Source organism: Mesorhizobium xinjiangense (assembly GCF_009749525.1).
Lineage (GTDB): Bacteria > Pseudomonadota > Alphaproteobacteria > Rhizobiales > Rhizobiaceae > Mangrovimarina > Mangrovimarina xinjiangensis.
The window spans coordinates 319,877-341,250 of the sequence record NZ_WOAC01000001.1 but is presented as its reverse complement, the minus strand read 5'-3'; the positions used below and the strand labels follow the sequence as shown (position 1 = coordinate 341,250).

Here is a 21,374-nt window from a genome sequence, read left to right as displayed (position 1 = left end):
CAACAGGAATGCCGGGACGGCTGTGCAGAAACACCAGAACTTCTTCCATCTCCATCTGATCTCGGACGCGACTGGCGAAACCCTGCTGGCGGCAGGCCGTGCGGCATCGGCGCAATACAAGGACGCCAGGGCCATCGAGCATATCTATCCGCTCATCCGAACCGAGAAACAGCTTTCGGCGGTGCTGGATGAAATCGACGACGAGCCGGGGATCGTGCTCTACACCATCGTCGACCAGCATCTCGCCGCGCTCATCGATGAAAAATGCGCCGCCATGGGGCTGCCCTGCGTTTCGGTGCTCGAGCCGGTGCTGACGGTCTTTCAGTCCTATCTGGGAACGCCGGCCGGCCGGCGGGTCGGCGCGCAGCATGCGCTGGACGCCGAGTATTTCCGCCGCATCGATGCGCTGAACTTCACCATGGAGCATGATGACGGGCAGCTGCCCTCCGACATCGAGGAGGCCGACGTGGTCCTGGTCGGCATTTCACGGACGTCAAAGACGCCGACCAGCATCTATATGGCCAATCGGGGCATCAAGACGGCCAATGTGCCGGTCGTGCTCGGCGTTCCGGTTCCCGAAATCCTGTTTTCCGCCAAGACGCCGCTGATCGTCGGACTGATAGCCTCGGCGGAGCGGATATCGCAGATCCGGCAAAACCGCCTCCTCGGGACCGGAAGCGGATTTTTCGACGCCAATGCCTATACCGATCGCGGGACGATCGCCGAGGAACTCGCCTATGCCCGGCAGATCTGCACGCGTCATGGCTGGCCGGTCATCGACGTGACGCGGCGGTCGATCGAGGAAACCGCGGCCGCCATCCTTGCGCTGCTGGCGCGCAGCCGGTAGCCCATGAGAATCTTGATTGATCCAAGAAAGGTGTCTCGATGCCGCAACGGCTGATCCTGGCGTCGCAAAGCCCGTTCCGGCGCGCCCTGCTTCAAAATGCCGGGCTCGAATTCGACGCGCAGGCGGCGGATATCGATGAAAGAGCGGCTGAACAACCGCTTCTTTCGGCCGGCGTCGGCCCTGAAGGCATCGCCATGGTGCTCGCCGAGGCCAAGGCCGTGGCCGTCAGCCAGGCGCATCCCGACGCGCTGGTCATCGGATCGGACCAGACATTGTCGCTCGGCGACGCCGTGCTGCACAAGGTCGCCGACATGGAGGCGGCACGCAAGCGCCTGCTGCAATTGTCGGGCAAGATCCATCATCTCAACAGCGCCGTGGTCCTGGCCAGGGGCGGCGAAGCCGTCTGGCGGCATGTCGACGTCGCCACCATGACCATGCGCCGTCTCGATCCGGCATTCATCGGCCGCCACCTGGCGCGTGTCGGCGACCGTGTGCTCTCCAGCGTTGGGGCCTACCAGATCGAAGGCGAGGGCGTGCAACTGTTCGAAGCGGTGGAAGGCGACTATTTCACCATTGTCGGCCTGCCGCTTCTGCCGCTCCTGGCCGAATTGCGTGACCAGGGGGCGATCGATGGCTGAAATGCCGCGCAAGGCTTTCGTGTGCGGCCATCCGGTCGGCCATTCCCGCTCACCTCTCATTCACACGCACTGGCTGGCCGAACACGGCATTGACGGCAGCTATGACAGCGTCGACGTGGCGCCTGCGGCCTTTGCCGAATTCATCGCCAATCTGGGTCGTGACGGCTTTTGCGGCGGCAATGTCACCATACCGCACAAGGAGGCGGCCTGGCGGCTGGCGCAATGCCGCGACGACGCGGCCGAGCAGATCGGCGCGGTCAATACGCTGTGGTTCGAGAACGGCCGATTGTGCGGCACCAATACCGACTGGCAAGGCTTTGCCGGTAATCTCGATGCGACCGCCACGGGCTGGGACAATGGCGGGACGGCGGTTCTTCTGGGAGCCGGCGGCGCGGCGCGGGCCGTCGTCTATGCGCTCGTCAGGCGCGGCTTCACGCAGGTGCGGGTGGTCAACCGCACGCTTTCGCGGGCCGAGGCGCTAGCCGGCCATTTCGGCCCGGCCGTGTCGGCGCATTCCTGGTCGTCGCTGGCGAACCTTCTGAACGATTGCGACCTGCTGGTGAATTCAACCGCACTGGGCCTGGTGGGCGACGAAAGTGCCGCGCCCGACCTTGCAGCGCTCCCCGATCATGCGGTGGTAACCGACATCGTCTATGTGCCGTTGGAAACGCCGCTGCTTCGCGCGGCGCGGGCGCGTGGTCTGGCCGTCGTCGACGGTCTCGGCATGCTGCTTCACCAGGCTGTGCCCGGCTTTGAGCTCTGGTTCGGCGTGCGCCCGGCCGTGACGCGGCAATTGCGCGATCTGGTGATCGCCGATCTGGAGGCGCAACCGTGATCAGGCTGGGACTGACCGGCTCGATCGGCATGGGCAAATCGGCCACGGCGCAAATGTTTGCCGATTTCGGCGTTCCCGTGCACGACGCCGACAAGACGGTGCATGACCTTTACCGCGGCAAGGCCGTACACCTGATCGAGGCCGCCTTTCCCGGCACCGTCGATGATGGCGAGGTCGACCGGACAAAGCTTTCGGCGGCAGTTCTCGGCGATGCGGCAAAGCTCGCCAGTCTCGAATCCATCGTCCATCCGCTGGTCCAGGAGGCCGAACGCAGGTTCCTCGAGGAGCACGAACGGCGTGGGGCGCCGCTCGTCGTGCTCGACATCCCGCTGCTCTTCGAGGTCAAGGCGACCGACAGGGTCGACCGAATACTCGTCGTGTCGGCGCCGGAAGCTGTGCAAAGGGAGCGTGTTATGGCTCGGCCGGGCATGACGGCGCAAAAGCTCGATGCAATATTGGCCAAACAGATGCCGGATGCCGAGAAGCGGCGCCGGGCCGATTTCATCATCGATACGAGCCTCGGCTTCGACCATGCGCGACACGCCGTTGCCGATGTGATCACGGCGCTGACCGGTCAAAGGCCGCAGGTTTCTGAAGGCGGCGCAACAGGGGACGGAAAGGCGGATTGATGCGGGAAATCATCTTCGATACCGAAACGACGGGTCTCGATGCGCGCGAGGATCGGATCATCGAGATCGGCGGCATCGAACTGGTCAATCGCTTCCCAACCGGCAGGAGCTTCCACGAATATATCCATCCCGGTGGTCGCGAGATTCATCCCGATGCCCAAGCCGTGCACGGGATCAGCCTTGCCGACCTGGAAGGAAAGCCGGCCTTTGCCGAGGTTGCGCAAAAATTCATCGCATTCATCGACGGCGCCAAGCTGGTGGCGCACAATGCCGGTTTCGATATGGGCTTCATCAACAGGGAGTTTGCCCGGATCGGGATCGAGGCAGTCTCTCCCGACCAGGTTGTCGACACGCTGCAGATCGCCAAGCGCAAGCACCCGATGGGGCCGAACTCGCTCGACGCGCTGTGCCGGCGCTACGGGATCGACAACAGCCGCCGGACCAAGCACGGCGCTTTGCTCGATTCGGAACTTCTGGCCGAGGTCTATATCGAGCTTGTCGGCGGCAAGCAGGCCGCCCTGGGACTCGAAGTCGCCGATGGGTACAGCGAAGCCGACGCCACGGTAGAGAAGGTGACGGCCGTTGCACCGCGCCCGCATCCCTTGCCGTCCCGGTTGACGCCGGGCGATCTGGAAGCCCATTCGGCGATGGTCGGCGGTCTCGGGGACGAGGCGATCTGGCTCAGCGAGGAGCTGGCCGCGTGGCGCGCCGATGGGAAAGCAAAAATCCCGGCCTGAGACCGGGATTTTCAAGTCATCAATCTGGTTAGAACATGTCCCGCTCAAACGGAACCGTTTGAGCAAAAGGTACGTGTTCCAACTTGTTGATCTGACGCGCATATCTTTGCTTCAAACGTTTCCGTTTGATGCGCCGTCAGCTGGCCTGGACCTTGGTCTTGGCCTGTTCCTCGGCAATCTTCTGCTGGAACATTTGCGCGAAATCGATCGGATCGAGCATGAGCGGCGGGAAGCCGCCATTGCGCGTCGCTTCGGCAACGATCTGCCGGGCGAAGGGGAAGAGCATGCGCGGGCATTCGATGAACAGCACCGGAAGCACGTGCTCCTTGGGGAAGTTGGCCAGCCGGAAGACGCCGCCATAAATCAGTTCGACATTGAACAGCACTTCCTCATCTGAGGTCGCCTTGGCGGTCAGCGTCATGTTGACGTCATATTCCGTCTCCGACATCGGATTGGCGTTGACATTGACATTGATGCCGATGCTCGGCGCCTTGTCGCGTCCACGCAGCGATTTCGGAGCGCCGGGGCTCTCGAAGGACAGGTCTTTGACATATTGCGTCAGCACGTTGAGGGAGGGCTGTGCGCCGTTTCCCGTCTTCCCTGTGCCGGTTGCCTCCTTCGGGGTCGCTGTTTCTGCCATCTTCTTCTTCTGCTTTCCTGCAACTGGGTTTTGACGCAAAATTCCGCCTGTCGCTAGCACGGTGGACCGGGACTGACAAGCGCGCGACCGCGCTCGGCCGAAAAGTGAACGCCGCGCCGCGCGAGCAACAAGGCTACGGGTTCGACAGGAGCCCGCGACCCCTCACTTGCGCCCGTTGACCCGCTTCCACGGGGAATCGGAGCGCTCGTCATGCGAATATTCGGATTCGTCGAGATCGACGACGCCGTCGTCGTCGGGCTCGAACGGTGAGCCCCGATACCCGTCCGTATTGACGTTGGTGACGATGCGTATGCGCGAGGAGAGAAAGCGCCAGACGGCGTCGCGCACGGCCGGGACGAACAGCAGGAGCCCGAAGGCGTCCGTGACGAAGCCGGGCAGAAGCAGCATCAGCCCCGCCAGAAGGATCATCGCGCCATGGATCAGTTCACGCTGCGGCACGCGGCCGCCATCGAGCTCGCGCCTGATGCGCGTCAGAATGCCGAATCCCTGATAACGCAGCAGAACGGAGCCGGCGATGGCGGTGGCAAATACCAGCGCGAGCGTGGCAAATACGCCGATCTCGCCGCCGATCAAAACAAAGGCGGCAATTTCGAGCAACGGTATTATGATGAAGAGCAGAAACAGGAACGGCAATGGCACGGACCGCATGTTGGTTGACTGTATGGCCGGATAAGCGGCCATCGCGCATATAGGAATGCAAGATCGCTATTTGAATGATAGGCGATCGCGTTCTATATGCACTCTTTGAAGCGCAGATGCGAGAGGCGGCTGCGCAGGCGTTGCTTGAGCGTGTGGATTTGCCGGTCCTGACCGGCTCGATTGGCGGACGAGATGGAATTTCTGGATTTTGGGACCCTGTTCTTCATCGTTGCCGCGGTGGTGATCTTTTTGCAACTGCGCAACGTTCTCGGTCGCCGGACCGGAAACGAGCGGCCTCCGTTCGATCCCTATACGGCGGCGCGCACCCGCACCGGCGAAGAGGCTGACGGGCAGGACAATGTCGTATCGCTGCCGCGCAGGAAAGGCGGTGCGGAGGTGGAAAACATCTATGCCGCGATCGACAAGGTCGCCGAACCGGGCACCCCGCTCAACAAGGGATTGCGGGCCGTCCGCGACGCCGACGCCGATTTCGATCCCGCCGGGTTCGTCGAGGGCGCCAAGATGGCCTACGAGATGATCGTCATGGCCTATGCCGACGGGGATCGAAAGGCGTTGAAGAACCTGCTGTCGCGCGAGGTCTATGACGGCTTTGTTTCGGCGATCTCGGAACGCGAAGGGCGCGCCGAGCAGATCCAGTCATCCTTCGTCGGCATCGACAAGGCCGATATCGTATCGGCCGAGATGAAGGGCACGGAGGCCCACATCACGCTGCGCATCGTCAGCGAGCTCATCTCGGCAACGCGCAACGACAGCGGCGCTGTCATCGACGGCGACCCGGAGACGGTGGCCGAAGTCAAGGATGTGTGGACCTTCGCGCGCGACACCCGCTCGCGCGATCCGAACTGGAAGCTTGTGGCAACCGAAGCCGAAGATTGAGGCGCAGGCGGAGATGGCGCTGTCTGCGGCCCTGCGGCGGGTCGACTTCGCCGATCTGCCCGGCTGGGACACGGACGATCATGCCGCGGCGTTCGAAGCATTCCGCCGTTGCGCCCATCATGCGGCCGTGCGGCCCTATCGCTCCGGCGCCCTGGGAATCGACTCCGCGGCGTTTCAATCGGCCTATGAGGCGGCGCGGCGCAGCGGTGCTCTGGGTCCGGATGAATCAAGGGCCTTCTTCGAACACCATTTCCGGCCTTTCGCAGTCGCGCCCGGCGGCAAGGCAGGCTTCGTCACCGGCTACTACGAGCCGATCGTTGCCGCCTCGACCGAGCGCACGTCGACATTTACGTTCCCGCTCCTGGCCCGGCCGGATGATCTGGTCGATCTCGATGACCGCAACCGTCCGGCCGACATGGATCCGTCCTTCGCCTTCGGCCGATCCGTTTCTGGCGCAATCGTCGAGTATCACGACCGCGCGGCGATCGAGCGCGGCGCAGTCGACCATCGGGTGCTGGCGCTTGCCTGGCTTTCAGACCCTGTCGATCTCTTCTTCATCCACGTGCAAGGAGCCGCGCGCCTCGTTTTCGGCGACGGCACGACCCGGCGTTTCACTTATGCGGCCAAGAGCGGCCATCCTTTCACCGGCCCCGGCCGGGTGCTTGCGGGGCTGGGCGAGATTGCGCCCGAAGATGTCACCATGCAGTCGATTCGTGCCTGGTTTCGCGCCAATCCCGGCCGAATAGACGAAATCCTGTGGCAAAACCGCTCCTACATCTTCTTCCGCGAGGCACCGGTCGCCGACCCCGATCTGGGCCCGATCGCGGCGGCCAAGGTGCCGCTGACGCCCGGTCGCTCGCTCGCCGTCGATCGATTGCTGCACACCTTCGGCACGCCCGTTCATGTCGATGCACCGCAGCTCGCCGTCGATGGCCGACCGTTCCGACGCCTGATGATCGCCCAGGATACGGGCTCGGCCATCGTCGGTGCGGCGCGCGGCGATCTCTTCTTCGGATCCGGTGACGAGGCTGGCGAGATCGCCGGCACCGTGCGTTATCCCGCCGGGTTCTACGCCCTCGTGCCGAATACGTTGGCAGGGCGGGCGCAATGAGGTCGAAGAATACGCGCAGGCTCAGCAAGGAAGAACGGCGGCTCTGGCACGAGGTTGCCCGTACCGCGGAGCCATTGAAGGGACGCAAGCTCCCGCTGTCGCCGGAAGATGTCGAGGCTGTTGGCGAATCCGAAGCGGCAATCGACCGCGGTCCGGCAAGAAGCCCGGCTGCTGCGCCCGCAGCCGGCGCCGGTATGGGTGGCCCGGCGCGCGCCCGATCCGCCGCGCCTGGTGCAATAGACAGAACGACGCGTGCCAAGATCGCCAAGGGCCGGCTGGCCCTGGAGGCCACCGTCGACCTGCACGGGCTGACGCAATCGGAAGCGCACAGCCTGCTCCTGGCCTTTCTCAGCCGGGCCTATGTCGGGGGGATACGCCAGGTTCTCGTCATCACCGGCAAGGGCACGTCGTCGGGCGGGGACGGGGTGCTGCGCAAATCGGTGCCGGACTGGCTGGCGACGGCAGCCTTCCGCCAGCTCGTGACGGGCTACAGCCATGCCGCGCGCCACCATGGCGGCAGCGGCGCGCTCTATGTGCGTCTGCGCAAGCCGAGATCGGACACATGACGCCGTTCGGCAGCATGTTGCGCGACATGCGCCGCCGCAAGGGTGTGACGCAGAAGGAGATGGCGGCCGCGATCGGCGTCAGTGCGGCATATCTCTCGGCGCTGGAACATGGCCGCCGCGGCATGCCGAGCTGGCCGCTGCTGCAGAAGATCATCGGCTATTTCAATGTCATCTGGGACGAGGCGGATGCCGTTCTGCAGGTGGCCGCCCGGTCGCACCCCAAGGTCACCATCGATACGGCCGGCCTGTCGCCCGCCGCGACCGAACTGGCCAATCTTCTGGCCGTGACGATCGACAGCCTCGCCGAAGACGAGATCGAGGAAATCATCGCCGCGTTGCGAACCGTCCGCCGCGGCTGACGGCATCAGCTTTCCGGAAACAGCGCCATGAGCTCGTCCAGCCGGTCATTGACCAGCCAGCCATAGTAGTTTTCCTGCGGCAGTCTGGGCCGTTTGCCCTGGCTGGCGCGGCGGCGGTTCTCCTTGCGCAGGGCCCGTGCGCGCTCGTCGGGATTGCCGACATTGTACAATGTGGCGGTGATGCCGGGGTTGTCCGATATGTCGAAGCCGGCGATGGATGCATAGGCTTCGATCGATTTCTTCAACGTCGCCGCCACATAAGGCAGTGTGCGGTCGGGGTCCATGATCGTGCGATAGACATCCTGCGGCCGGCGGTGGTCGAGCTTCGGCAGGCCCGACACGTCGTGCACCATGTCGGTCATCTGCAGGGCGGTCAGCGGATTGAGCTGTCCGAGGCCGAACGTCTGGCCGGCATAGAACGGCTGAAAGAAGACGGCGCTGAACCGGTTGTCGGGATAGTAGCGGCCGTCGACCCGCTTGCCCCGGAACTGGTCGTTCCACACCGCCTCGCGGCAGGACCAAAGCGCATAGCTTTCGCTCGCGTTTGCGCATCGGTCGAATTCGGGGTGTTCGAGGAAATCGCCGACATCCTCGCCGTCATAGGAGAAGCTGAAGCTCGACCGGAAATAGGAGACGGCCTTGACGTAATAGGTCTGCAGCCGGTCGTAGGCATCGACATTGTAGGTGTGCTCGCCGACGATGGCGCCGGCCATGTGCAACGGATCGATACCGTATTGATGCGCCGTCTCGCGGATTTTCGAGCGCAGGCCGTCGTCGCTCTTCAGCAACGCATAGATCTTGGCGTATTTGGATTCGAACGTCGTCTTGAGCGCGCGCGTCCGGCTCTTCGACCCTCCCGGAATCGGCGGCTGCTCGGCATTGCGGTTGCCCGGCGGCACAACGATGGAGCCGGCTGCGGCCGGCATGGCGGCGAGGCAGAGAAGGAGGGACAGGAAGAAGACGCGCGCGTGCGTGGCCATTCGCAGCCTTTGTTGGATTCCGATGATTGACCCCGGCGGCAGATTATTGGACGCCGCGCCGGGTGTCGAGATTGGGCCGACCCGTCCCGCCGGCGCGGGACGGGTCGGCGGGACCGTCGCTGCTTATAGGATGAATCGTGACAAATCTGTGTTCTTGGCAAGATCGCCGACATGTTTCGAGACATAATCGGCATCGATCGACAGGGTCGAGCCCGGACGATCCGGCGCATTGTAGGAGATCTCGTCGAGCACGCGTTCCATGACAGTCTGCAGGCGCCGCGCGCCGATATTCTCGACCGAGCTGTTGAGATCCACAGCGATGCCCGCAAGCGCGTCGATGGCGTCGTCGGTGAATTCCAGCGTGACGCCTTCCGTTTCCATCAGCGCCACATATTGCTTGATCAGGCTCGCTTCGGTCTCGGTGAGAATGCGGCGGAAATCGTCCTTTTCCAGGGCGCGCAGTTCGACCCGGATGGGAAGCCGGCCCTGCAGCTCAGGCAGGAGATCGGACGGTTTCGACACGTGGAAGGCGCCGGACGCGATGAACAGGATATGGTCGGTCTTCACCGGACCGTACTTCGTCGCCACCGTGGTTCCCTCGACAAGCGGCAGCAGATCGCGCTGCACGCCTTCGCGCGACACGCCGGCGCCCATGCCGCCTTCGCGGGTGGCGATCTTGTCGACCTCGTCGAGGAACACGATGCCGTCATTCTCGGTCGATTCGATCGCCTGGCGCACAACCTCGTCCTGGTCGAGCAGCTTGTCGGACTCGTCGCTGATCAGAAGCTCGTAGGACTCCTTGACCGTCGTCTTGCGCGTCTTGGTGCGTCCGCCCATGGCTTTCGAAAGCATGTCGTTGATGTTGAGCACACCGACATTGGCGCCCGGCATGCCCGGTATCTCCAGGCTGGGGCCGGAGGTGTCGGCGACCTCGACCTCGATTTCCTTTTCGTCGAGTTCCCCGTCGCGCAGCTTCTTGCGGAAACTGTCTCTGGTCGCCGGACTCGCCGTCTTGCCGACGAGGGCTTCCAGCACGCGTTCCTCGGCATTGAGATGGGCCCGCGCCTTGACATCTTCGCGCATCTTTTCGCGCACGAGCCCCATCGCCACCTCGACGAGATCGCGGATGATCTGTTCGACATCGCGGCCGACATAGCCGACTTCGGTGAATTTGGTCGCCTCGACCTTGGTAAAGGGCGCGCCGGCGAGCCTGGCCAGGCGCCGCGATATCTCGGTCTTGCCGACGCCGGTGGGGCCGATCATCAGGATGTTTTTCGGCATCACCTCTTCGCGCATCTGGCCTTCGAGCTGCTGGCGCCGCCAGCGGTTGCGCAAGGCAATGGCGACGGCGCGCTTGGCATCCTTCTGGCCGATGATGTAGCGGTCGAGTTCGGAAACGATCTCGCGGGGGGAAAACGTGGTCATATGTCTTACTCGTTGTTCGTATCGTATTGCATGATCAGGGCGTCGTTTGAACACCCTTCGAGATTTGCGATCGGGCGAAACCCGGCCTTCTCGTAGGCCCGCACGGCGCGTCGGTTGTTCGGGTCCGGATCGATGATGATCGTGTCATGGCCCATTTCCAGCAAGGTTGCGACGAACTGTCTGAGTGCCGTGCTGCCTATCGCCTGCGAGAGAATATGTTCCTCGCCGAGCGACAGGTCGACGCCGACGGCCTGCGCAGGCAGTTGGCGCAGCCACGGATTTTGCTTCACCTGGTCCTCGGCCTGGTTGTCGGCGACGAACCAGTACTGGATATAGCCCACCGGTTCCTCGTTCAGCTTGATGAGGAAGGGCCGCGTGGTATCGCGTCCCTCGACCATCTCGCGAATATAGCCGAGCTCCGTTTCCGGATCGCCCCACCATTGGCGGATATGCGGCCGGTTCAGCCAGAGCCTTATGAGATCGAAATGCTCACGCGTGACGGGAGCAAAACTGATCCGGCCCGCGCCGTTCTTCCGATCCTGTCGCATTGGCGCGGACGTCATGCGGGTCCACCTGACTGCTCAATGCCTATTCGGCGTCGAGCGTTTCCACGATGACATTGTCGTTGGTGTAGACGCAGATCCCGGCCGCGATCTCCATGGCCTTGCGGGCAATGGTTTCGGCGTCGGCGTCCGTGTCGATGAGCGCGCGCGCGGCGGCGAGCGCATAGTTGCCGCCCGAGCCGATCGCCATCACGCCGTGCTCGGGTTCAAGAACATCGCCGGTGCCGGTCAGCGCCAGGGTGACGGTCTTGTCGGCGACGAGCATCATCGCCTCGAGGCGGCGCAGATAGCGGTCGGTGCGCCAATCCTTGGCGAGCTCGACGCAGGCCCGCGTCAACTGGTCGGGATATTGCTCGAGCTTGGCTTCCAGGCGCTCGAGAAGCGTGAAGGCGTCCGCAGTGGCGCCGGCGAAACCGCAAATCACATTGCCCTTGCCGATGCGGCGCACCTTGCGTGCATTGCCCTTCATCACCGTCTGGCCGAGGCTGACCTGCCCGTCGCCCGCGATGACGACCTTGTCGCCCTTGCGCACCGTGACGATGGTTGTCGCATGCATGGATTGATCGTTTGCCATGAATACTCCGGAAAGAAAGAATGACAGCTTCGCTGATACCGGTCGGACGAAGCGTTTCGTTGCCGCCTTATTTAGGTATGGACCGCGCGAATGCAAATTTGTCCATGCTGCCTGCGCCGCGTCCTCGCGGCAACTGGAATTCGGCCTCGGGTGCTGATAGAAGGCTGGCGCAACATCGGCATGCAGGAAATTATCGCATGAACGCGCCCGCCAAGAAACGCTCGGCCAATATCGAACGTCGGACCAAGGAAACGGCCATCGCCGTGACGATCGACCTCGACGGCTCGGGCAAATTCGACATCGCCACCGGCGTGGGTTTTTTCGACCACATGCTGGAGCAGATCAGCCGGCATTCGCTCATCGACATGACGGTCAAGGCCGAGGGCGATTTGCATATCGACGACCACCATACGGTCGAGGATGTCGGCATTGCGCTTGGCCAGGCGGTTTCCGCGGCGCTCGGCGAGCGGCGCGGCATCGCGCGCTACGCGTCGATCGACCTCGCCATGGACGAGACGCTGACCAAGGCGGCGCTCGACGTTTCGGGACGGCCCTTTCTCGTCTGGAAGGTGGCATTCTCCTCGCCCAAGATCGGAACGTTCGACACCGAGCTGGTGCGCGAGTTCTTTCAGGCCCTGGCGCAGAATGCCGGCATCACGCTGCACGTGATCAACCATTATGGGGCCAACAACCACCATATCGCGGAGACCTGTTTCAAGGCGGTCGCGCGGGCGCTGCGCGCGGCCGTCGAGCACGATCCGCGGCAGGCCGGCGCCGTGCCGTCGACCAAGGGCTCGCTGAAAGGATAGGCCATGGCCAGCTACGTCGTCATGGAACCGCCCGGTGGGCAAGACAGTGCCGACAAGGGCGTTGTTCTGGTGCGCGACGGTTTCGCCTGGCTGGGGTTCTTCCTGCCCTTCCTTTGGCTCTTGTGGCACCGGTTGTGGCTGGAGGCGGCAATCGCGCTGGCCCTTGCCTTGGGGCTCGGCATCCTGTCGGAATTCGGCTCCTTTATTGTCGTTACGCCCGTCCTTTCGCTTCTCGTGTCGCTCTATGTCGGGCTGGAAGGCCCTGCCCTGCGCCTGGCAGGAATGGCACGACGCGGCTGGCGCCAGGCGGGTGTTGTCGAAGCCGACAGCCATGCCGATGCGGATGTGCGCCATATAGTCGATGCCGTGTCCACCGACGAGACGCATCAAGAACCCGCGCCGCAGGCGCCTGCGCCCTGGCGCGGCTCGTCGCGGTCGTCCGGTCCGGCCCTCGGTTTGCTTGGATATTCAGGGAACGCACGATGATGCGCGTCGCTATAATCGACTACGGCTCAGGCAATCTGCGTTCGGCGACAAAGGCGTTCGAGCGCGCAGCCCGCGAGGCCGGCATCGCGGCGGACATCGACCTGACCGCCGATGCCGAGCGGGTGCGCAGCGCCGATCGAATCGTCCTGCCGGGCGTCGGGGCCTATGCCGACTGCCGGGCCGGTCTTGATGCCGTCGACAGCATGGTCGAGGCGGTCGAAGAGGCGGCGATCGCCAGGGCGCGACCGTTTCTCGGCATTTGTGTCGGCATGCAGCTTATGTCGGAGCGGGGGCTGGAAAAGACGGTCACCGAGGGGTTTGGCTGGATCAAGGGTGACGTCAAGGAGATCACGCCGACCGATCCGGCCCTGAAAATCCCCCAGATCGGCTGGAACACGATTCACGTGAAACAGCCCCACCCACTCCTGGATGGAATCAGGACGGGTGACGACGGGTTGCACGCCTATTTCGTCCATTCCTATCATCTCGACGCCGCCGACGCGGCGCAGGTTATGGCGGTGGCGGACTATGGCGGCCCGGTAACGGCCGTGGTCGGACGCGACAATCTGGCCGGCACGCAGTTCCATCCCGAAAAAAGCCAGGCGCTCGGCCTGGGTTTGATCGCCAATTTCCTGAGGTGGGCGCCATGAGTGAAACAAAAAAGGGATACTGGATCGCGATGGTCTCGATCACCGATCCGGCGAACTACCCGTCCTATATCGAGGCCAACGCCGAGGCGTTCGAGAAACATGGCGCCAAATTCCTGGTCCGCGGCGGTCAGGCGCAAAGTCCCGAGGGTTTCGCCGCCGACCGCCATGTCATCATCGAGTTCGAATCCTACGAGAAGGCACTGGCCTGCTACCATTCTCCCGAATATCAGGCCGCGCTGAAGCTGCGCCGGGCTTTCTCGACGGCCCATTTCGCCATCGTGGAAGGCGTCTGAACAATGATCCTTTTCCCGGCCATCGACCTGAAGGACGGCCAGTGTGTGCGCCTGAAGCTGGGCGAGATGGACAGCGCCACCGTCTACAACGCCGACCCGGCCGCGCAGGCCAAATCCTTCGAAGATCAGGGTTTCGAGTGGCTGCATGTGGTCGATTTGAATGGCGCCTTTGCCGGCGAGAGCGTCAACGGTGCGGCGGTCGAGGCCATCTTGAAGGCGACGAACAATCCGGTTCAGCTCGGCGGCGGCATCCGCAGCCTCGAACATATCGAAACGTGGCTCGCCAAGGGGCTGGCGCGCGTCATCCTCGGCACGGTCGCTGTACGCGATCCTGAGCTGGTGAAGGCCGCCTGCCGGCGCTTTCCCGGAAAGATCGCCGTCGGGATCGACGCCAAGGGCGGCAAGGTCGCTGTCGAAGGGTGGGCCGAGGCCTCCGAACTCGGCGCGATCGAGCTCGCCGAGCGGTTCGAAGGCGCCGGCGTTGCCGCCATCATCTATACCGACATCGATCGTGACGGTGTGCTGGCGGGCATCAACTGGGACGCGACAATCGACCTGGCCGAGGCGGTGTCGATCCCGGTCATCGCGTCCGGCGGGCTGGCCTCGATGGCCGACATCGTGCGCATGACCATGCCAGATGCGCAAAAGCTCGAAGGCGCGATTTCCGGCCGCGCGCTCTATGATGGCAGGATCGATCCTGCGGAGGCGCTGCGGATATTGAAGGGCGAGCCGTCTTGAGCGGTGCTTCGTCCAACAAGGGGCGCGGCCTGTTCAGGCGGCCGGCGTTCTGGCTCGCGGCGATCATCGTGCTGGCCGTCCTGCCGCTGATCTCCGTGTTTGCCGCGGATTTCGTGGCGCAGTGGAACGGCTGCACCCTGAACGAGGGCCAGGTGCACCCGTGCGTGATTGCCGGTGCCGATCGCGGCGAACTGCTCTATACCATGTTCGTCATGGGCTGGTTGTCCTTGCTGACCGTGCCGGCCGGTTTCGGAGTGCTGATGATCTGGGCGACGGTGACCGTGGTGACCAGGATTTTTAGGCGTATTAAGGCGAGAACGGCATGACCCTGAAAATTCGCGTCAGGGACACCCAAATGAGCCAGATGAGAAAGAAGACCGTCCGATGACCCTGAAAGCCCGTGTCATCCCCTACCTCGACGTCAAGGACCTGCCGCGCCGCCCGCAGGCGCGTAGCGCCGAGGACGCGCAAACGGGAAAGAAGACCGTCCGATGACCCTGAAGGCCCGTGTCATCCCCTGCCTCGACGTCAAGGACCTGCCGCGTCGCCCGCAGGCGCGTAGCGCCGAGGACGTGCAAACGAGAAAGAAGGCCGTCCGATGACCCTGAAAGCCCGTGTCATCCCCTGCCTCGACGTCAAGGACGGCCGCGTCGTCAAGGGCGTCAATTTCGTCGATCTGATCGATGCCGGCGATCCCGTCGAGGCGGCCAAGGCCTATGACGCGGCGGGTGCCGACGAGCTGTGCTTTCTCGACATCACCGCCTCCTCCGATAATCGCGAGACGATCTTCGATGTCGTGGCGCGCACGGCCGAACAATGCTTCATGCCGCTGACGGTGGGCGGCGGGGTGCGCACGGTCGCCGACATCCGCAAACTGCTGCTGGCGGGCGCCGACAAGGTATCGATCAACACGGCGGCGGTAAAAAATCCGGATTTCGTCAGGGAGGCGGCCGACAAGTTCGGCAACCAGTGCATCGTCGTGGCGATCGATGCCAAGAAAGTCTCTGCCCGGGGTGAAGAGGATCGCTGGGAGATCTTCACCCATGGCGGGCGTGAGCGCACCGGCATCGATGCGGTCGAATTCGCCCGCAAGGTGGTCGAACTCGGTGCCGGCGAGATCCTGCTGACCTCGATGGATCGCGACGGGACCAAGATCGGCTATGACATCGAACTGACGCGCGCCGTCGCCGACGCCGTGCATGTTCCGGTGATCGCATCCGGCGGCGTGGGAACGCTCGATCATCTGGTCGAAGGTGTTCGCGACGGCCACGCGACGGCTGTGCTCGCCGCCTCGATCTTTCATTTCGGCACCTATTCCATTGCCGAGGCTAAGGCGCATATGGCCGGCGCCGGACTGCCGATGCGGCTGGACTTGGGCCTCCAATCCGCCTAGGCCGTGTGGACAGTTATGGATTGGAGCGTGGTATGAGCGAAAATCGTTCAGTTCCAGGAGCGGACCCGCAGGAAGGGTCGACCCATTTCAAGGGGCCGCGACGCCGAAATGGGCGATTTTCGCCATACCCGTATCGGGCGCGGCGGATTTCGCCCCTGAATACGTCGAAAATGCTCGACGGTGGTCGACACCGCCTTGCGCTTTTCTCCTGTTCAGGAACGAAATCCGGCTCGCGCCACGCCCAATCCATAATTGTCCACACGGCCTAAAGGGCGCGCCTATGACCGTATTCTCGCTGCAGGATCTGGAAAAAATCATCGCCGAGCGCGCCGCGTCGGGCGACGACCAGTCATGGACGGCCAGGCTGGCGGCAGCCGGCATGGACAAGGCCGCCAAGAAGATGGGCGAGGAGGCCGTCGAGACCGTTATCGCCGCCGTGGCGCAGGACGACGAGCATCTCGTCGCCGAAAGTGCCGATCTTCTTTATCATTGGCTCGTCGTTCTCCATCTGGCCGGTGTTCCGCTGTCGCGGGTCATGGCCGAACTGGAAAGCCGCACGGCCCGCTCGGGCGTTGCCGAGAAGGCGGCGCGGCGCGGGTGATCCCGGCTTCGGTCGAGTGAGGGACTGGCATGGATCAGCTTGCGCCGAACGAGAAATATTCTCCCTACCGCCTGTTTTCCGCCGAACGCTGGGCCGAGTTTCGCGCCGACACGCCGCTGACGCTCACCGAAGGCGAGGTCCAGCGCCTGAGTTCGCTCTACGACCCGATCGACCTGGACGAGGTGCGGCGCATCTATCTTTCGCTCTCGCGGCTCCTGTCGGCCCATGTCGAAACCTCGCAATCCCTGTTCGGCCAGCGCAAGGTCTTCTTCAACAATCCCGACGACGTGGTCAAAACGCCGTTCATCATCGGAATGGCGGGGTCGGTCGCCGTCGGCAAGTCGACCACGGCGCGCGTGCTCAAGGAGCTCCTGGCGCGCTGGCCGTCGAGCCCCAAGGTCGACCTCGTGACAACGGACGGTTTTCTCCATCCCAACGCGGCGCTGCGGCGGGAAGGCCTGATGGAACGCAAGGGCTTTCCCGACAGCTACGACGTCGGCGCGATCCTGCGTTTTCTTTCGGGGATCAAGTCGGGCGAGCGCAATGTGCGCGCACCGCTCTACTCGCATCTGACCTACGATGTCGTTGAGGGTGAACATGTGACGATCGACCGGCCCGACATCCTCATCTTCGAGGGCATCAACGTGCTTCAGACGCGCGAATTGCCGAAGGACGGCAAGGCTGTCCCGGTGGTCTCGGACTTCTTCGACTTCTCCATCTATATCGATGCCGAAGAGCGCCTGATCCACAAATGGTATATCGACCGCTTCATGCGGCTGAGACAGACCGCTTTCCGCAATCCGAAATCCTTCTTCCATCGATACTCGGAGCTTTCCGACGAGGCAGCGCAGGCGATTGCCGAAGGTCTGTGGACCAACATCAATCTGAAGAACCTGCACGAAAACATCCTGCCGACGCGGCCGCGCGCCGACCTGATCCTGCGCAAGGGTGCCGATCACCTGGTCAAGGAAGTGGCCTTGCGCAAGCTGTAGCGGCGGCTGCGGGGCGTTGCGTTATGCGGCGGCCGGTATTGTCACGCGCCGCAGCGTCAGGTTGATCCGCCCGCCCTGCTTCAGTAGCGTCGAGCTTTGCGGGTAGATCCGGTCGACGCCGTGATAGCAAAGCCGTCCGGGCCCGCTCAGCATGACGACGTCGCCGCTGTCGAGCCTGAAGGACGCCGTCTTGCCGCTGCGCGTCGTTCCACCGACCCTGAAGAGGCAGGAATTGCCCAGCGAAACCGAAATGACGGGAGCTGAAAAGTCCTTCTCGTCACGGTCCTGGTGCAGGCCCATCTTCGCCTGGTCGGTGTAGAAATTGACGAGACAGGCCTCGGGGGGATGGGGATAGTCCGCCAATGCGCCCCATATGTCGAGCAACCGGCGCGGCATGGGCGGCCATGGCGCGCCGATGACAGGATGCGCGGCCTGGTAGCGGTAGCCGCCGTCGCGGTCGGTGACCCAGCCGAGCGGACCGCAATTCGTCATGCGCACGCTCATCGGCTTGCCGGACCGCGGCATTTGCGGTGTGTAGAGCGGTGCTGCGGCAACCACGGCCCGGATGTCCTCGACCAATGCTTCCTGTTCGGCGCGCGAGAAATATCCGGGCCTGTAGATTACTCCTTCGGCCAAGGCTGGCATGGCGACACTCCCGACGAAATGGCACCCGTGAGGATGCGCGGTCGCCTGCGGCCGGGCAACCCGAAACCGTCAGGCGCTTTCCAGATCGGGGATGCGAAGCACCTGGCCGGGATAGATCTTGTCGGGATCGGACAGCATCGGCTTGTTGGCCTCGAAGATGACCGTGTATTTGGCGCCCTTGCCCTTGCCGTAATGCTTCTCGGCGATCTTCCACAGATTGTCGCCCTTGGCGACGGTGTGGAATACCGGATCCTTGGCCGGCGTCGACGCGGCGACGAGCTGCGTCATGTCGGCGCTTTCCAGCTTGAGGCCCGACTGCGGCGCGACGATCTTGAGCTCGGATGCCTCGACCTTGGATATGCCGAGCGTGTTGCCGACGGCGACGACCGCCTTTTCGAAGATCGACTGGTCGGGCACGACGCCTTTCAGAACGACCTTGTCGCCTTCCACCGCGACATCCACCTTGTCGGTTCCGAGCTTGTGCTTTTCGAGCTCCTTCTTCACGGCCTCCGCTGTCGGCGGCTCGTCCTCACCGCCAAGACCGAGCTTGTTGCCGACCGATTTCACGAAATCGAAGATACCCATGGACGTGCGCCTCCAGCGTCGTTGAATGGCCCCTACCCAAAATTGCATTCAAAGATGACAAATGGAAGAGCCGGCGCGTCGGCGCCGGACGTCATCGCACGCACGGCCAGCCGGCCGCCGCGCCATGCATTACTTGTCGACGCCGCCCCAGATCGCCTCGGCGGTGTGCACGACGAGGTCCAGCTTGCGCCTCTGGTCGTCCTCGGTGACCTTGTTGCCTTCCTCGGTCGAGGCGAAGCCGCATTGCGGCGCGATGCCGAGCTGGTCGATATCGGCGAACTTGGAGGCGGCGTCGAACTTGCGCTTCAGATCGTCGAGCTTTTCCAGTTCGGCCGTCTTGGTGGTGATGAAGCCCGGCAGCACGCGCTTCTTGCCCTTGGGCAGAAGGCGCAGCGGCTCCAGGCCCCCGGCCCGCTCGGTGTCGTATTCCATGAAATAGATGTCGACGCCGGTCTTGTTGAAGATGGCGTCCGCCGCCGGATCGTAGGCGCCCTCGGCGGCCCAGGTCGACTGGAAATTGCCGCGGCACATATGCATGCCGATCACCATGTCGTCGGGCCGGTCCTTGATCGCCTCGTGCATCATCCACGCATAGCGGTCGATCAGCCAGTCGGGGTCTTCGCCGACCGCCTGCTTGTCGGCCCGGTGCTTGGGATCGCACAGATAGGCAAAGAAGATGTCGTCCATCTGCAAATAGCGGCACCCGGCGTCGTAAAAGGCCTTCACGGCCTTCGCATAGGTCTTGGCGAGGTCGGCGAACAGCGCCTCGTCATCGGCATATTCCTTGGGATGGATGTCCTCCTTGGCCGTGCGGAAATGACAGCAGCTCGGGCCCGGAATGGAGATCTTCGGCGTCACATTGGTGACGCTGGCGAGGTATTTGTAGTGCTCGAGCATCGGATGGTCGTCCGGGAAGTCGAGCTTGTCCTTGATCGTCGGAAAGATCGGCCTGAGCTTCACGCCGTGGAACTGCACGCCGTCATCGCGCTCCTCCAGGTCGAAGCCGGTGAGCGCGCCCATGAAGTCGTAGTGCCAGAAGGAGCGGCGGTATTCACCGTCGGTGACGGCAAGCAGGCCGGCGTCCTCCTGCATCTTCACCACGTCGCGGATGGCTTCGTCCTCCACCGCTTTCAGCTCCGCGGCGTCGATGGCGTGGTCCTCATAGAAGCGCTTGCGCGCCGCCTTCACTGCGGCCGGACGCAGCAGGCTGCCGACATGGTCGGCGCGGTAGGGCGGTTTGGCGATCGATGTCATTCATTTTCTCCCGTTCGGCAGATAATCTGGTTTGCAAGAATAGGGCGGCACGGAGACCGCTACAATTCGTGATGGCGGTGGAGCCTGTGTATACAGGCCGGTCCGAGCCTGACATATCGTCTGGGCGCACCAAGTGCAATCCAAGCGTTGGCATTTGCTGCGCATGCCGATGGGCAGTCCGTTTGCCCGGGCCGCGGCAAGCGGTTGACAACAGCACACATTGTATACATGGCTTCAACCGATCGGCCCGCGAAGCAACCGGCGCGCGTCAATTCCACGCCAATTCTGCTTCTTCATCTTTTCGCGGTGAATGTTCTCTAGTATAACAATATACGATTGAACGGGAGGTTATAAAATGAATCTACTCAAATGCACGATCGCAGCCGGCCTGGCTCTGGGCGCCATGACGGTCTCCAGCCTTGCCCAGGAGGTCACATTGCGTCTGCACCAGATGCTGCCGCCGCAGGCGACGATTCCGGCCAAGGCGCTGACGCCGTGGGCCGAGAAGGTCGAGGCCGAATCGGACGGCCGCATCAAGGTCGAGCTGTTTCACGCCATGGCGCTCGGCGGCAAGCCGCCGGAACTGTTCGATCAGGCCAAGGATGGCGTGGTCGATCTGATCTGGGCGGTCATCGGCTACACGCCAGGGCGCTTTCCTTCCACCGAGGCGTTCGAGCTGCCCTTCGTCATGACCAACGGCGAAGCCACGTCGATGGCTTTTCAGGAATATTGCGAAAAGCATTGCATGGAGGAATTCGCCGGCGTCAAGGTCATTGCATGGCATGCCCATGGACCCGGCCTCATCCACTCCAAGGACCCGGTGAACGCGCTCGAGGACATGAAGGGCCTCAAGATCCGCGGCGGCTCGCGCACGATCAACCAGATGCTGGAAAAGCTTGGCGCGACCCCGGTCGGCATGCCGGTTCCGGCGGTTTCGGAAGCGTTGTCGAAGGGGGTTATCGACGCCACGACGATCCCCTGGGAAGTGACGCCGGCGCTGAAGGTCAGCGAACTGGTCCACAACCATACCGGCTTCTCCGGCGCCAACGGACTGTACACGCAGACCTTCGTCTTCGCCATGAACCAGGATTCCTATGACAGCCTGCCGGACGATCTGAAGGCGGTGATCGATGCCAATTCCGGTATCGAAACGGCCGCAATGTTCGGTCGGGTGATGGATGAGGGCGACACGGCCGGCAAGGCGATCGCCGAAAAGCTCGACAACAACATCATCGTGCTCGACGAAGCCGAAACTCAGCGCTGGAAGGATACCGCCGCACCGCTGATCGAGGCCTGGGAAGAAGAGATGACGGCAAAGGGCCTGGACGGCAAGGCGCTGGTCGAGGACGCCCGGGCCCTCGTCGACAAATATTCGCAAGGCATGTAACGCGACACCGGGTGCATTTGGCGCCCGCTGCGGCCGGCCGCTTTGCAGCGGCCGGCTAATTTTTGGCCCTTGGCCCGATG

28 protein-coding genes are annotated in these 21,374 nt (G+C 63.2%); 19 read left to right on the top strand and 9 right to left on the bottom strand.

The features are described 5' to 3' along the window. Positions 1-22 precede the first annotated feature (22 nt). From GM909_RS01705 to dnaQ, 5 genes are read left to right on the top strand one after another with little or no spacing between them, the layout of a single operon-like run. On the top strand, positions 23-847 hold the full coding sequence (locus GM909_RS01705) for a pyruvate, water dikinase regulatory protein (protein ID WP_157014590.1): 825 nt from the start codon (positions 23-25) through the stop codon (positions 845-847). A 38-nt stretch (positions 848-885) separates the two neighbouring features. Then, positions 886-1,485, top strand: coding sequence for a Maf-like protein (locus GM909_RS01700; RefSeq protein ID WP_157014448.1), 600 nt, complete (start codon positions 886-888; stop codon positions 1,483-1,485). Further along, entirely contained in the window at positions 1,478-2,320 is an 843-nt protein-coding gene (locus GM909_RS01695; RefSeq protein WP_157014447.1) for a shikimate dehydrogenase, read from the top strand. The genes GM909_RS01700 and GM909_RS01695 overlap by 8 nt, the downstream gene beginning before the upstream one ends. Further along, positions 2,317-2,949, top strand: coding sequence for a dephospho-CoA kinase (gene coaE / locus GM909_RS01690; protein WP_157014446.1), 633 nt, complete (start codon positions 2,317-2,319; stop codon positions 2,947-2,949). The genes GM909_RS01695 and coaE overlap by 4 nt, the downstream gene beginning before the upstream one ends. Beyond that, the gene (dnaQ, locus tag GM909_RS01685) at positions 2,949-3,686 is read left to right on the top strand and encodes a DNA polymerase III subunit epsilon (RefSeq protein WP_157014445.1); all 738 of its coding nucleotides are present in this window, start codon (positions 2,949-2,951) and stop codon (positions 3,684-3,686) included. Before coaE ends, dnaQ begins: the two co-directional genes overlap by 1 nt. Positions 3,687-3,822: 136 nt before the next feature. On the opposite strand, the gene secB is transcribed toward dnaQ, so the two are convergent. After that, positions 3,823-4,326, bottom strand: coding sequence for a protein-export chaperone SecB (gene secB / locus GM909_RS01680; RefSeq protein WP_157014444.1), 504 nt, complete (start codon positions 4,324-4,326; stop codon positions 3,823-3,825). A 162-nt stretch (positions 4,327-4,488) separates the two neighbouring features. Next, positions 4,489-4,995, bottom strand: coding sequence for an FxsA family protein (locus tag GM909_RS01675; RefSeq protein WP_157014443.1), 507 nt, complete (start codon positions 4,993-4,995; stop codon positions 4,489-4,491). A gap of 183 nt (positions 4,996-5,178) precedes the next feature. Here GM909_RS01675 and GM909_RS01670 point away from each other — a divergent pair, with 183 nt between their 5' ends. From GM909_RS01670 to GM909_RS01655, 4 genes are read left to right on the top strand one after another with little or no spacing between them, the layout of a single operon-like run. Continuing rightward, the gene (locus GM909_RS01670; protein WP_157014442.1) at positions 5,179-5,883 is read left to right on the top strand and encodes a Tim44/TimA family putative adaptor protein; all 705 of its coding nucleotides are present in this window, start codon (positions 5,179-5,181) and stop codon (positions 5,881-5,883) included. 13 nt (positions 5,884-5,896) lie between these two features. Then, complete coding sequence (mltA, locus tag GM909_RS01665) at positions 5,897-6,994, top strand: murein transglycosylase A (RefSeq protein ID WP_157014441.1); 1,098 nt, start codon at positions 5,897-5,899, stop codon at positions 6,992-6,994. Further along, on the top strand, positions 6,991-7,560 hold the full coding sequence (locus tag GM909_RS01660; RefSeq protein ID WP_157014440.1) for a Smr/MutS family protein: 570 nt from the start codon (positions 6,991-6,993) through the stop codon (positions 7,558-7,560). The genes mltA and GM909_RS01660 overlap by 4 nt, the downstream gene beginning before the upstream one ends. Further along, positions 7,557-7,919, top strand: coding sequence for a helix-turn-helix domain-containing protein (locus GM909_RS01655; RefSeq protein WP_157014439.1), 363 nt, complete (start codon positions 7,557-7,559; stop codon positions 7,917-7,919). The genes GM909_RS01660 and GM909_RS01655 overlap by 4 nt, the downstream gene beginning before the upstream one ends. Before the next feature lie 5 nt (positions 7,920-7,924). On the opposite strand, the gene GM909_RS01650 is transcribed toward GM909_RS01655, so the two are convergent. The 4 genes from GM909_RS01650 to hslV form a co-directional block, all read right to left on the bottom strand. Beyond that, entirely contained in the window at positions 7,925-8,845 is a 921-nt protein-coding gene (locus tag GM909_RS01650; RefSeq protein WP_407941235.1) for a DUF1402 family protein, read from the bottom strand. A 177-nt stretch (positions 8,846-9,022) separates the two neighbouring features. After that, on the bottom strand, positions 9,023-10,324 hold the full coding sequence (hslU, locus tag GM909_RS01645; RefSeq protein ID WP_157014437.1) for an ATP-dependent protease ATPase subunit HslU: 1,302 nt from the start codon (positions 10,322-10,324) through the stop codon (positions 9,023-9,025). A gap of 5 nt (positions 10,325-10,329) precedes the next feature. After that, positions 10,330-10,887 (bottom strand): GNAT family N-acetyltransferase, encoded by a 558-nt coding sequence (locus tag GM909_RS01640; protein ID WP_235911566.1) that lies wholly within the window; start codon positions 10,885-10,887, stop codon positions 10,330-10,332. A gap of 25 nt (positions 10,888-10,912) precedes the next feature. After that, positions 10,913-11,461 (bottom strand): ATP-dependent protease subunit HslV, encoded by a 549-nt coding sequence (gene hslV, locus GM909_RS01635; protein WP_157014436.1) that lies wholly within the window; start codon positions 11,459-11,461, stop codon positions 10,913-10,915. Between the two features lie 197 nt (positions 11,462-11,658). On the opposite strand from hslV, the gene hisB reads away from it, so the two are divergent. The 9 genes from hisB to coaA all read left to right on the top strand — a co-directional run bounded on the left by hisB (position 11,659) and on the right by coaA (position 17,423). Next, a complete protein-coding gene (hisB, locus tag GM909_RS01630; protein ID WP_157014435.1) occupies positions 11,659-12,270 on the top strand; it encodes an imidazoleglycerol-phosphate dehydratase HisB in 612 nt (203 codons plus the stop codon). A 3-nt stretch (positions 12,271-12,273) separates the two neighbouring features. Further along, complete coding sequence (locus GM909_RS01625) at positions 12,274-12,756, top strand: DUF2628 domain-containing protein (protein ID WP_157014434.1); 483 nt, start codon at positions 12,274-12,276, stop codon at positions 12,754-12,756. After that, positions 12,756-13,406 (top strand): imidazole glycerol phosphate synthase subunit HisH, encoded by a 651-nt coding sequence (hisH, locus tag GM909_RS01620; RefSeq protein ID WP_157014588.1) that lies wholly within the window; start codon positions 12,756-12,758, stop codon positions 13,404-13,406. The genes GM909_RS01625 and hisH overlap by 1 nt, the downstream gene beginning before the upstream one ends. Next, positions 13,403-13,699 (top strand): DUF1330 domain-containing protein, encoded by a 297-nt coding sequence (locus GM909_RS01615; protein ID WP_157014433.1) that lies wholly within the window; start codon positions 13,403-13,405, stop codon positions 13,697-13,699. The genes hisH and GM909_RS01615 overlap by 4 nt, the downstream gene beginning before the upstream one ends. Positions 13,700-13,702: 3 nt before the next feature. Next, positions 13,703-14,437 (top strand): 1-(5-phosphoribosyl)-5-[(5-phosphoribosylamino)methylideneamino]imidazole-4-carboxamide isomerase, encoded by a 735-nt coding sequence (gene hisA, locus GM909_RS01610; RefSeq protein ID WP_157014432.1) that lies wholly within the window; start codon positions 13,703-13,705, stop codon positions 14,435-14,437. Continuing rightward, on the top strand, positions 14,434-14,763 hold the full coding sequence (locus tag GM909_RS01605; RefSeq protein ID WP_198174080.1) for a hypothetical protein: 330 nt from the start codon (positions 14,434-14,436) through the stop codon (positions 14,761-14,763). The genes hisA and GM909_RS01605 overlap by 4 nt, the downstream gene beginning before the upstream one ends. Before the next feature lie 272 nt (positions 14,764-15,035). Continuing rightward, positions 15,036-15,830 carry an imidazole glycerol phosphate synthase subunit HisF gene (gene hisF / locus GM909_RS01600; protein WP_157014431.1) on the top strand — a complete coding sequence of 265 codons (795 nt, stop codon included), beginning with the start codon at positions 15,036-15,038 and terminating at the stop codon, positions 15,828-15,830. Positions 15,831-16,110: 280 nt separating this feature from the next. Beyond that, on the top strand, positions 16,111-16,431 hold the full coding sequence (locus GM909_RS01595) for a phosphoribosyl-ATP diphosphatase (RefSeq protein WP_157014430.1): 321 nt from the start codon (positions 16,111-16,113) through the stop codon (positions 16,429-16,431). 29 nt (positions 16,432-16,460) lie between these two features. Next, positions 16,461-17,423 (top strand): type I pantothenate kinase, encoded by a 963-nt coding sequence (gene coaA, locus GM909_RS01590; protein ID WP_157014429.1) that lies wholly within the window; start codon positions 16,461-16,463, stop codon positions 17,421-17,423. Positions 17,424-17,444: 21 nt separating this feature from the next. Here coaA and GM909_RS01585 read toward each other — a convergent pair whose 3' ends face one another. The 3 genes from GM909_RS01585 to GM909_RS01575 all read right to left on the bottom strand — a co-directional run bounded on the left by GM909_RS01585 (position 17,445) and on the right by GM909_RS01575 (position 19,907). After that, the gene (locus GM909_RS01585; protein WP_157014428.1) at positions 17,445-18,068 is read right to left on the bottom strand and encodes an alpha-ketoglutarate-dependent dioxygenase AlkB family protein; all 624 of its coding nucleotides are present in this window, start codon (positions 18,066-18,068) and stop codon (positions 17,445-17,447) included. A 69-nt stretch (positions 18,069-18,137) separates the two neighbouring features. After that, positions 18,138-18,653: a peptidoglycan-binding protein LysM gene (gene lysM / locus GM909_RS01580; protein ID WP_157014427.1), complete on the bottom strand. Its 516-nt coding sequence runs from the start codon at positions 18,651-18,653 to the stop codon at positions 18,138-18,140. A gap of 129 nt (positions 18,654-18,782) precedes the next feature. Next, positions 18,783-19,907: a 5-methyltetrahydropteroyltriglutamate--homocysteine S-methyltransferase gene (locus GM909_RS01575; protein ID WP_157014426.1), complete on the bottom strand. Its 1,125-nt coding sequence runs from the start codon at positions 19,905-19,907 to the stop codon at positions 18,783-18,785. Between the two features lie 355 nt (positions 19,908-20,262). On the opposite strand from GM909_RS01575, the gene GM909_RS01570 reads away from it, so the two are divergent. After that, the gene (locus GM909_RS01570) at positions 20,263-21,294 is read left to right on the top strand and encodes a TRAP transporter substrate-binding protein (protein WP_157014425.1); all 1,032 of its coding nucleotides are present in this window, start codon (positions 20,263-20,265) and stop codon (positions 21,292-21,294) included. Positions 21,295-21,374: the final 80 nt, after the last annotated feature.

Coding starts and splice junctions, on each gene's coding strand:
- GM909_RS01570 (WP_157014425.1), top strand. CDS start 20,263: ATGAATCTACTCAAATGCACGATCGCAGCCGGCCTGGCTCTGGGCGCC.
- hisF (WP_157014431.1), top strand. CDS start 15,036: ATGACCCTGAAAGCCCGTGTCATCCCCTGCCTCGACGTCAAGGACGGC.
- GM909_RS01670 (WP_157014442.1), top strand. CDS start 5,179: ATGGAATTTCTGGATTTTGGGACCCTGTTCTTCATCGTTGCCGCGGTG.
- GM909_RS01625 (WP_157014434.1), top strand. CDS start 12,274: ATGGCCAGCTACGTCGTCATGGAACCGCCCGGTGGGCAAGACAGTGCC.
- hslV (WP_157014436.1), bottom strand. CDS start 11,461: ATGGCAAACGATCAATCCATGCATGCGACAACCATCGTCACGGTGCGC.
- lysM (WP_157014427.1), bottom strand. CDS start 18,653: ATGGGTATCTTCGATTTCGTGAAATCGGTCGGCAACAAGCTCGGTCTT.
- GM909_RS01700 (WP_157014448.1), top strand. CDS start 886: ATGCCGCAACGGCTGATCCTGGCGTCGCAAAGCCCGTTCCGGCGCGCC.
- GM909_RS01575 (WP_157014426.1), bottom strand. CDS start 19,907: ATGACATCGATCGCCAAACCGCCCTACCGCGCCGACCATGTCGGCAGC.
- GM909_RS01650 (WP_407941235.1), bottom strand. CDS start 8,845: ATGCCGGCCGCAGCCGGCTCCATCGTTGTGCCGCCGGGCAACCGCAAT.
- dnaQ (WP_157014445.1), top strand. CDS start 2,949: ATGCGGGAAATCATCTTCGATACCGAAACGACGGGTCTCGATGCGCGC.
- GM909_RS01595 (WP_157014430.1), top strand. CDS start 16,111: ATGACCGTATTCTCGCTGCAGGATCTGGAAAAAATCATCGCCGAGCGC.
- GM909_RS01655 (WP_157014439.1), top strand. CDS start 7,557: ATGACGCCGTTCGGCAGCATGTTGCGCGACATGCGCCGCCGCAAGGGT.
- hisB (WP_157014435.1), top strand. CDS start 11,659: ATGAACGCGCCCGCCAAGAAACGCTCGGCCAATATCGAACGTCGGACC.
- GM909_RS01695 (WP_157014447.1), top strand. CDS start 1,478: ATGGCTGAAATGCCGCGCAAGGCTTTCGTGTGCGGCCATCCGGTCGGC.
- hisH (WP_157014588.1), top strand. CDS start 12,756: ATGCGCGTCGCTATAATCGACTACGGCTCAGGCAATCTGCGTTCGGCG.
- GM909_RS01585 (WP_157014428.1), bottom strand. CDS start 18,068: ATGCCAGCCTTGGCCGAAGGAGTAATCTACAGGCCCGGATATTTCTCG.
- GM909_RS01615 (WP_157014433.1), top strand. CDS start 13,403: ATGAGTGAAACAAAAAAGGGATACTGGATCGCGATGGTCTCGATCACC.
- GM909_RS01640 (WP_235911566.1), bottom strand. CDS start 10,887: ATGACGTCCGCGCCAATGCGACAGGATCGGAAGAACGGCGCGGGCCGG.
- hslU (WP_157014437.1), bottom strand. CDS start 10,324: ATGACCACGTTTTCCCCCCGCGAGATCGTTTCCGAACTCGACCGCTAC.
- GM909_RS01660 (WP_157014440.1), top strand. CDS start 6,991: ATGAGGTCGAAGAATACGCGCAGGCTCAGCAAGGAAGAACGGCGGCTC.
- mltA (WP_157014441.1), top strand. CDS start 5,897: ATGGCGCTGTCTGCGGCCCTGCGGCGGGTCGACTTCGCCGATCTGCCC.
- coaA (WP_157014429.1), top strand. CDS start 16,461: ATGGATCAGCTTGCGCCGAACGAGAAATATTCTCCCTACCGCCTGTTT.
- secB (WP_157014444.1), bottom strand. CDS start 4,326: ATGGCAGAAACAGCGACCCCGAAGGAGGCAACCGGCACAGGGAAGACG.
- hisA (WP_157014432.1), top strand. CDS start 13,703: ATGATCCTTTTCCCGGCCATCGACCTGAAGGACGGCCAGTGTGTGCGC.
- GM909_RS01675 (WP_157014443.1), bottom strand. CDS start 4,995: ATGCGGTCCGTGCCATTGCCGTTCCTGTTTCTGCTCTTCATCATAATA.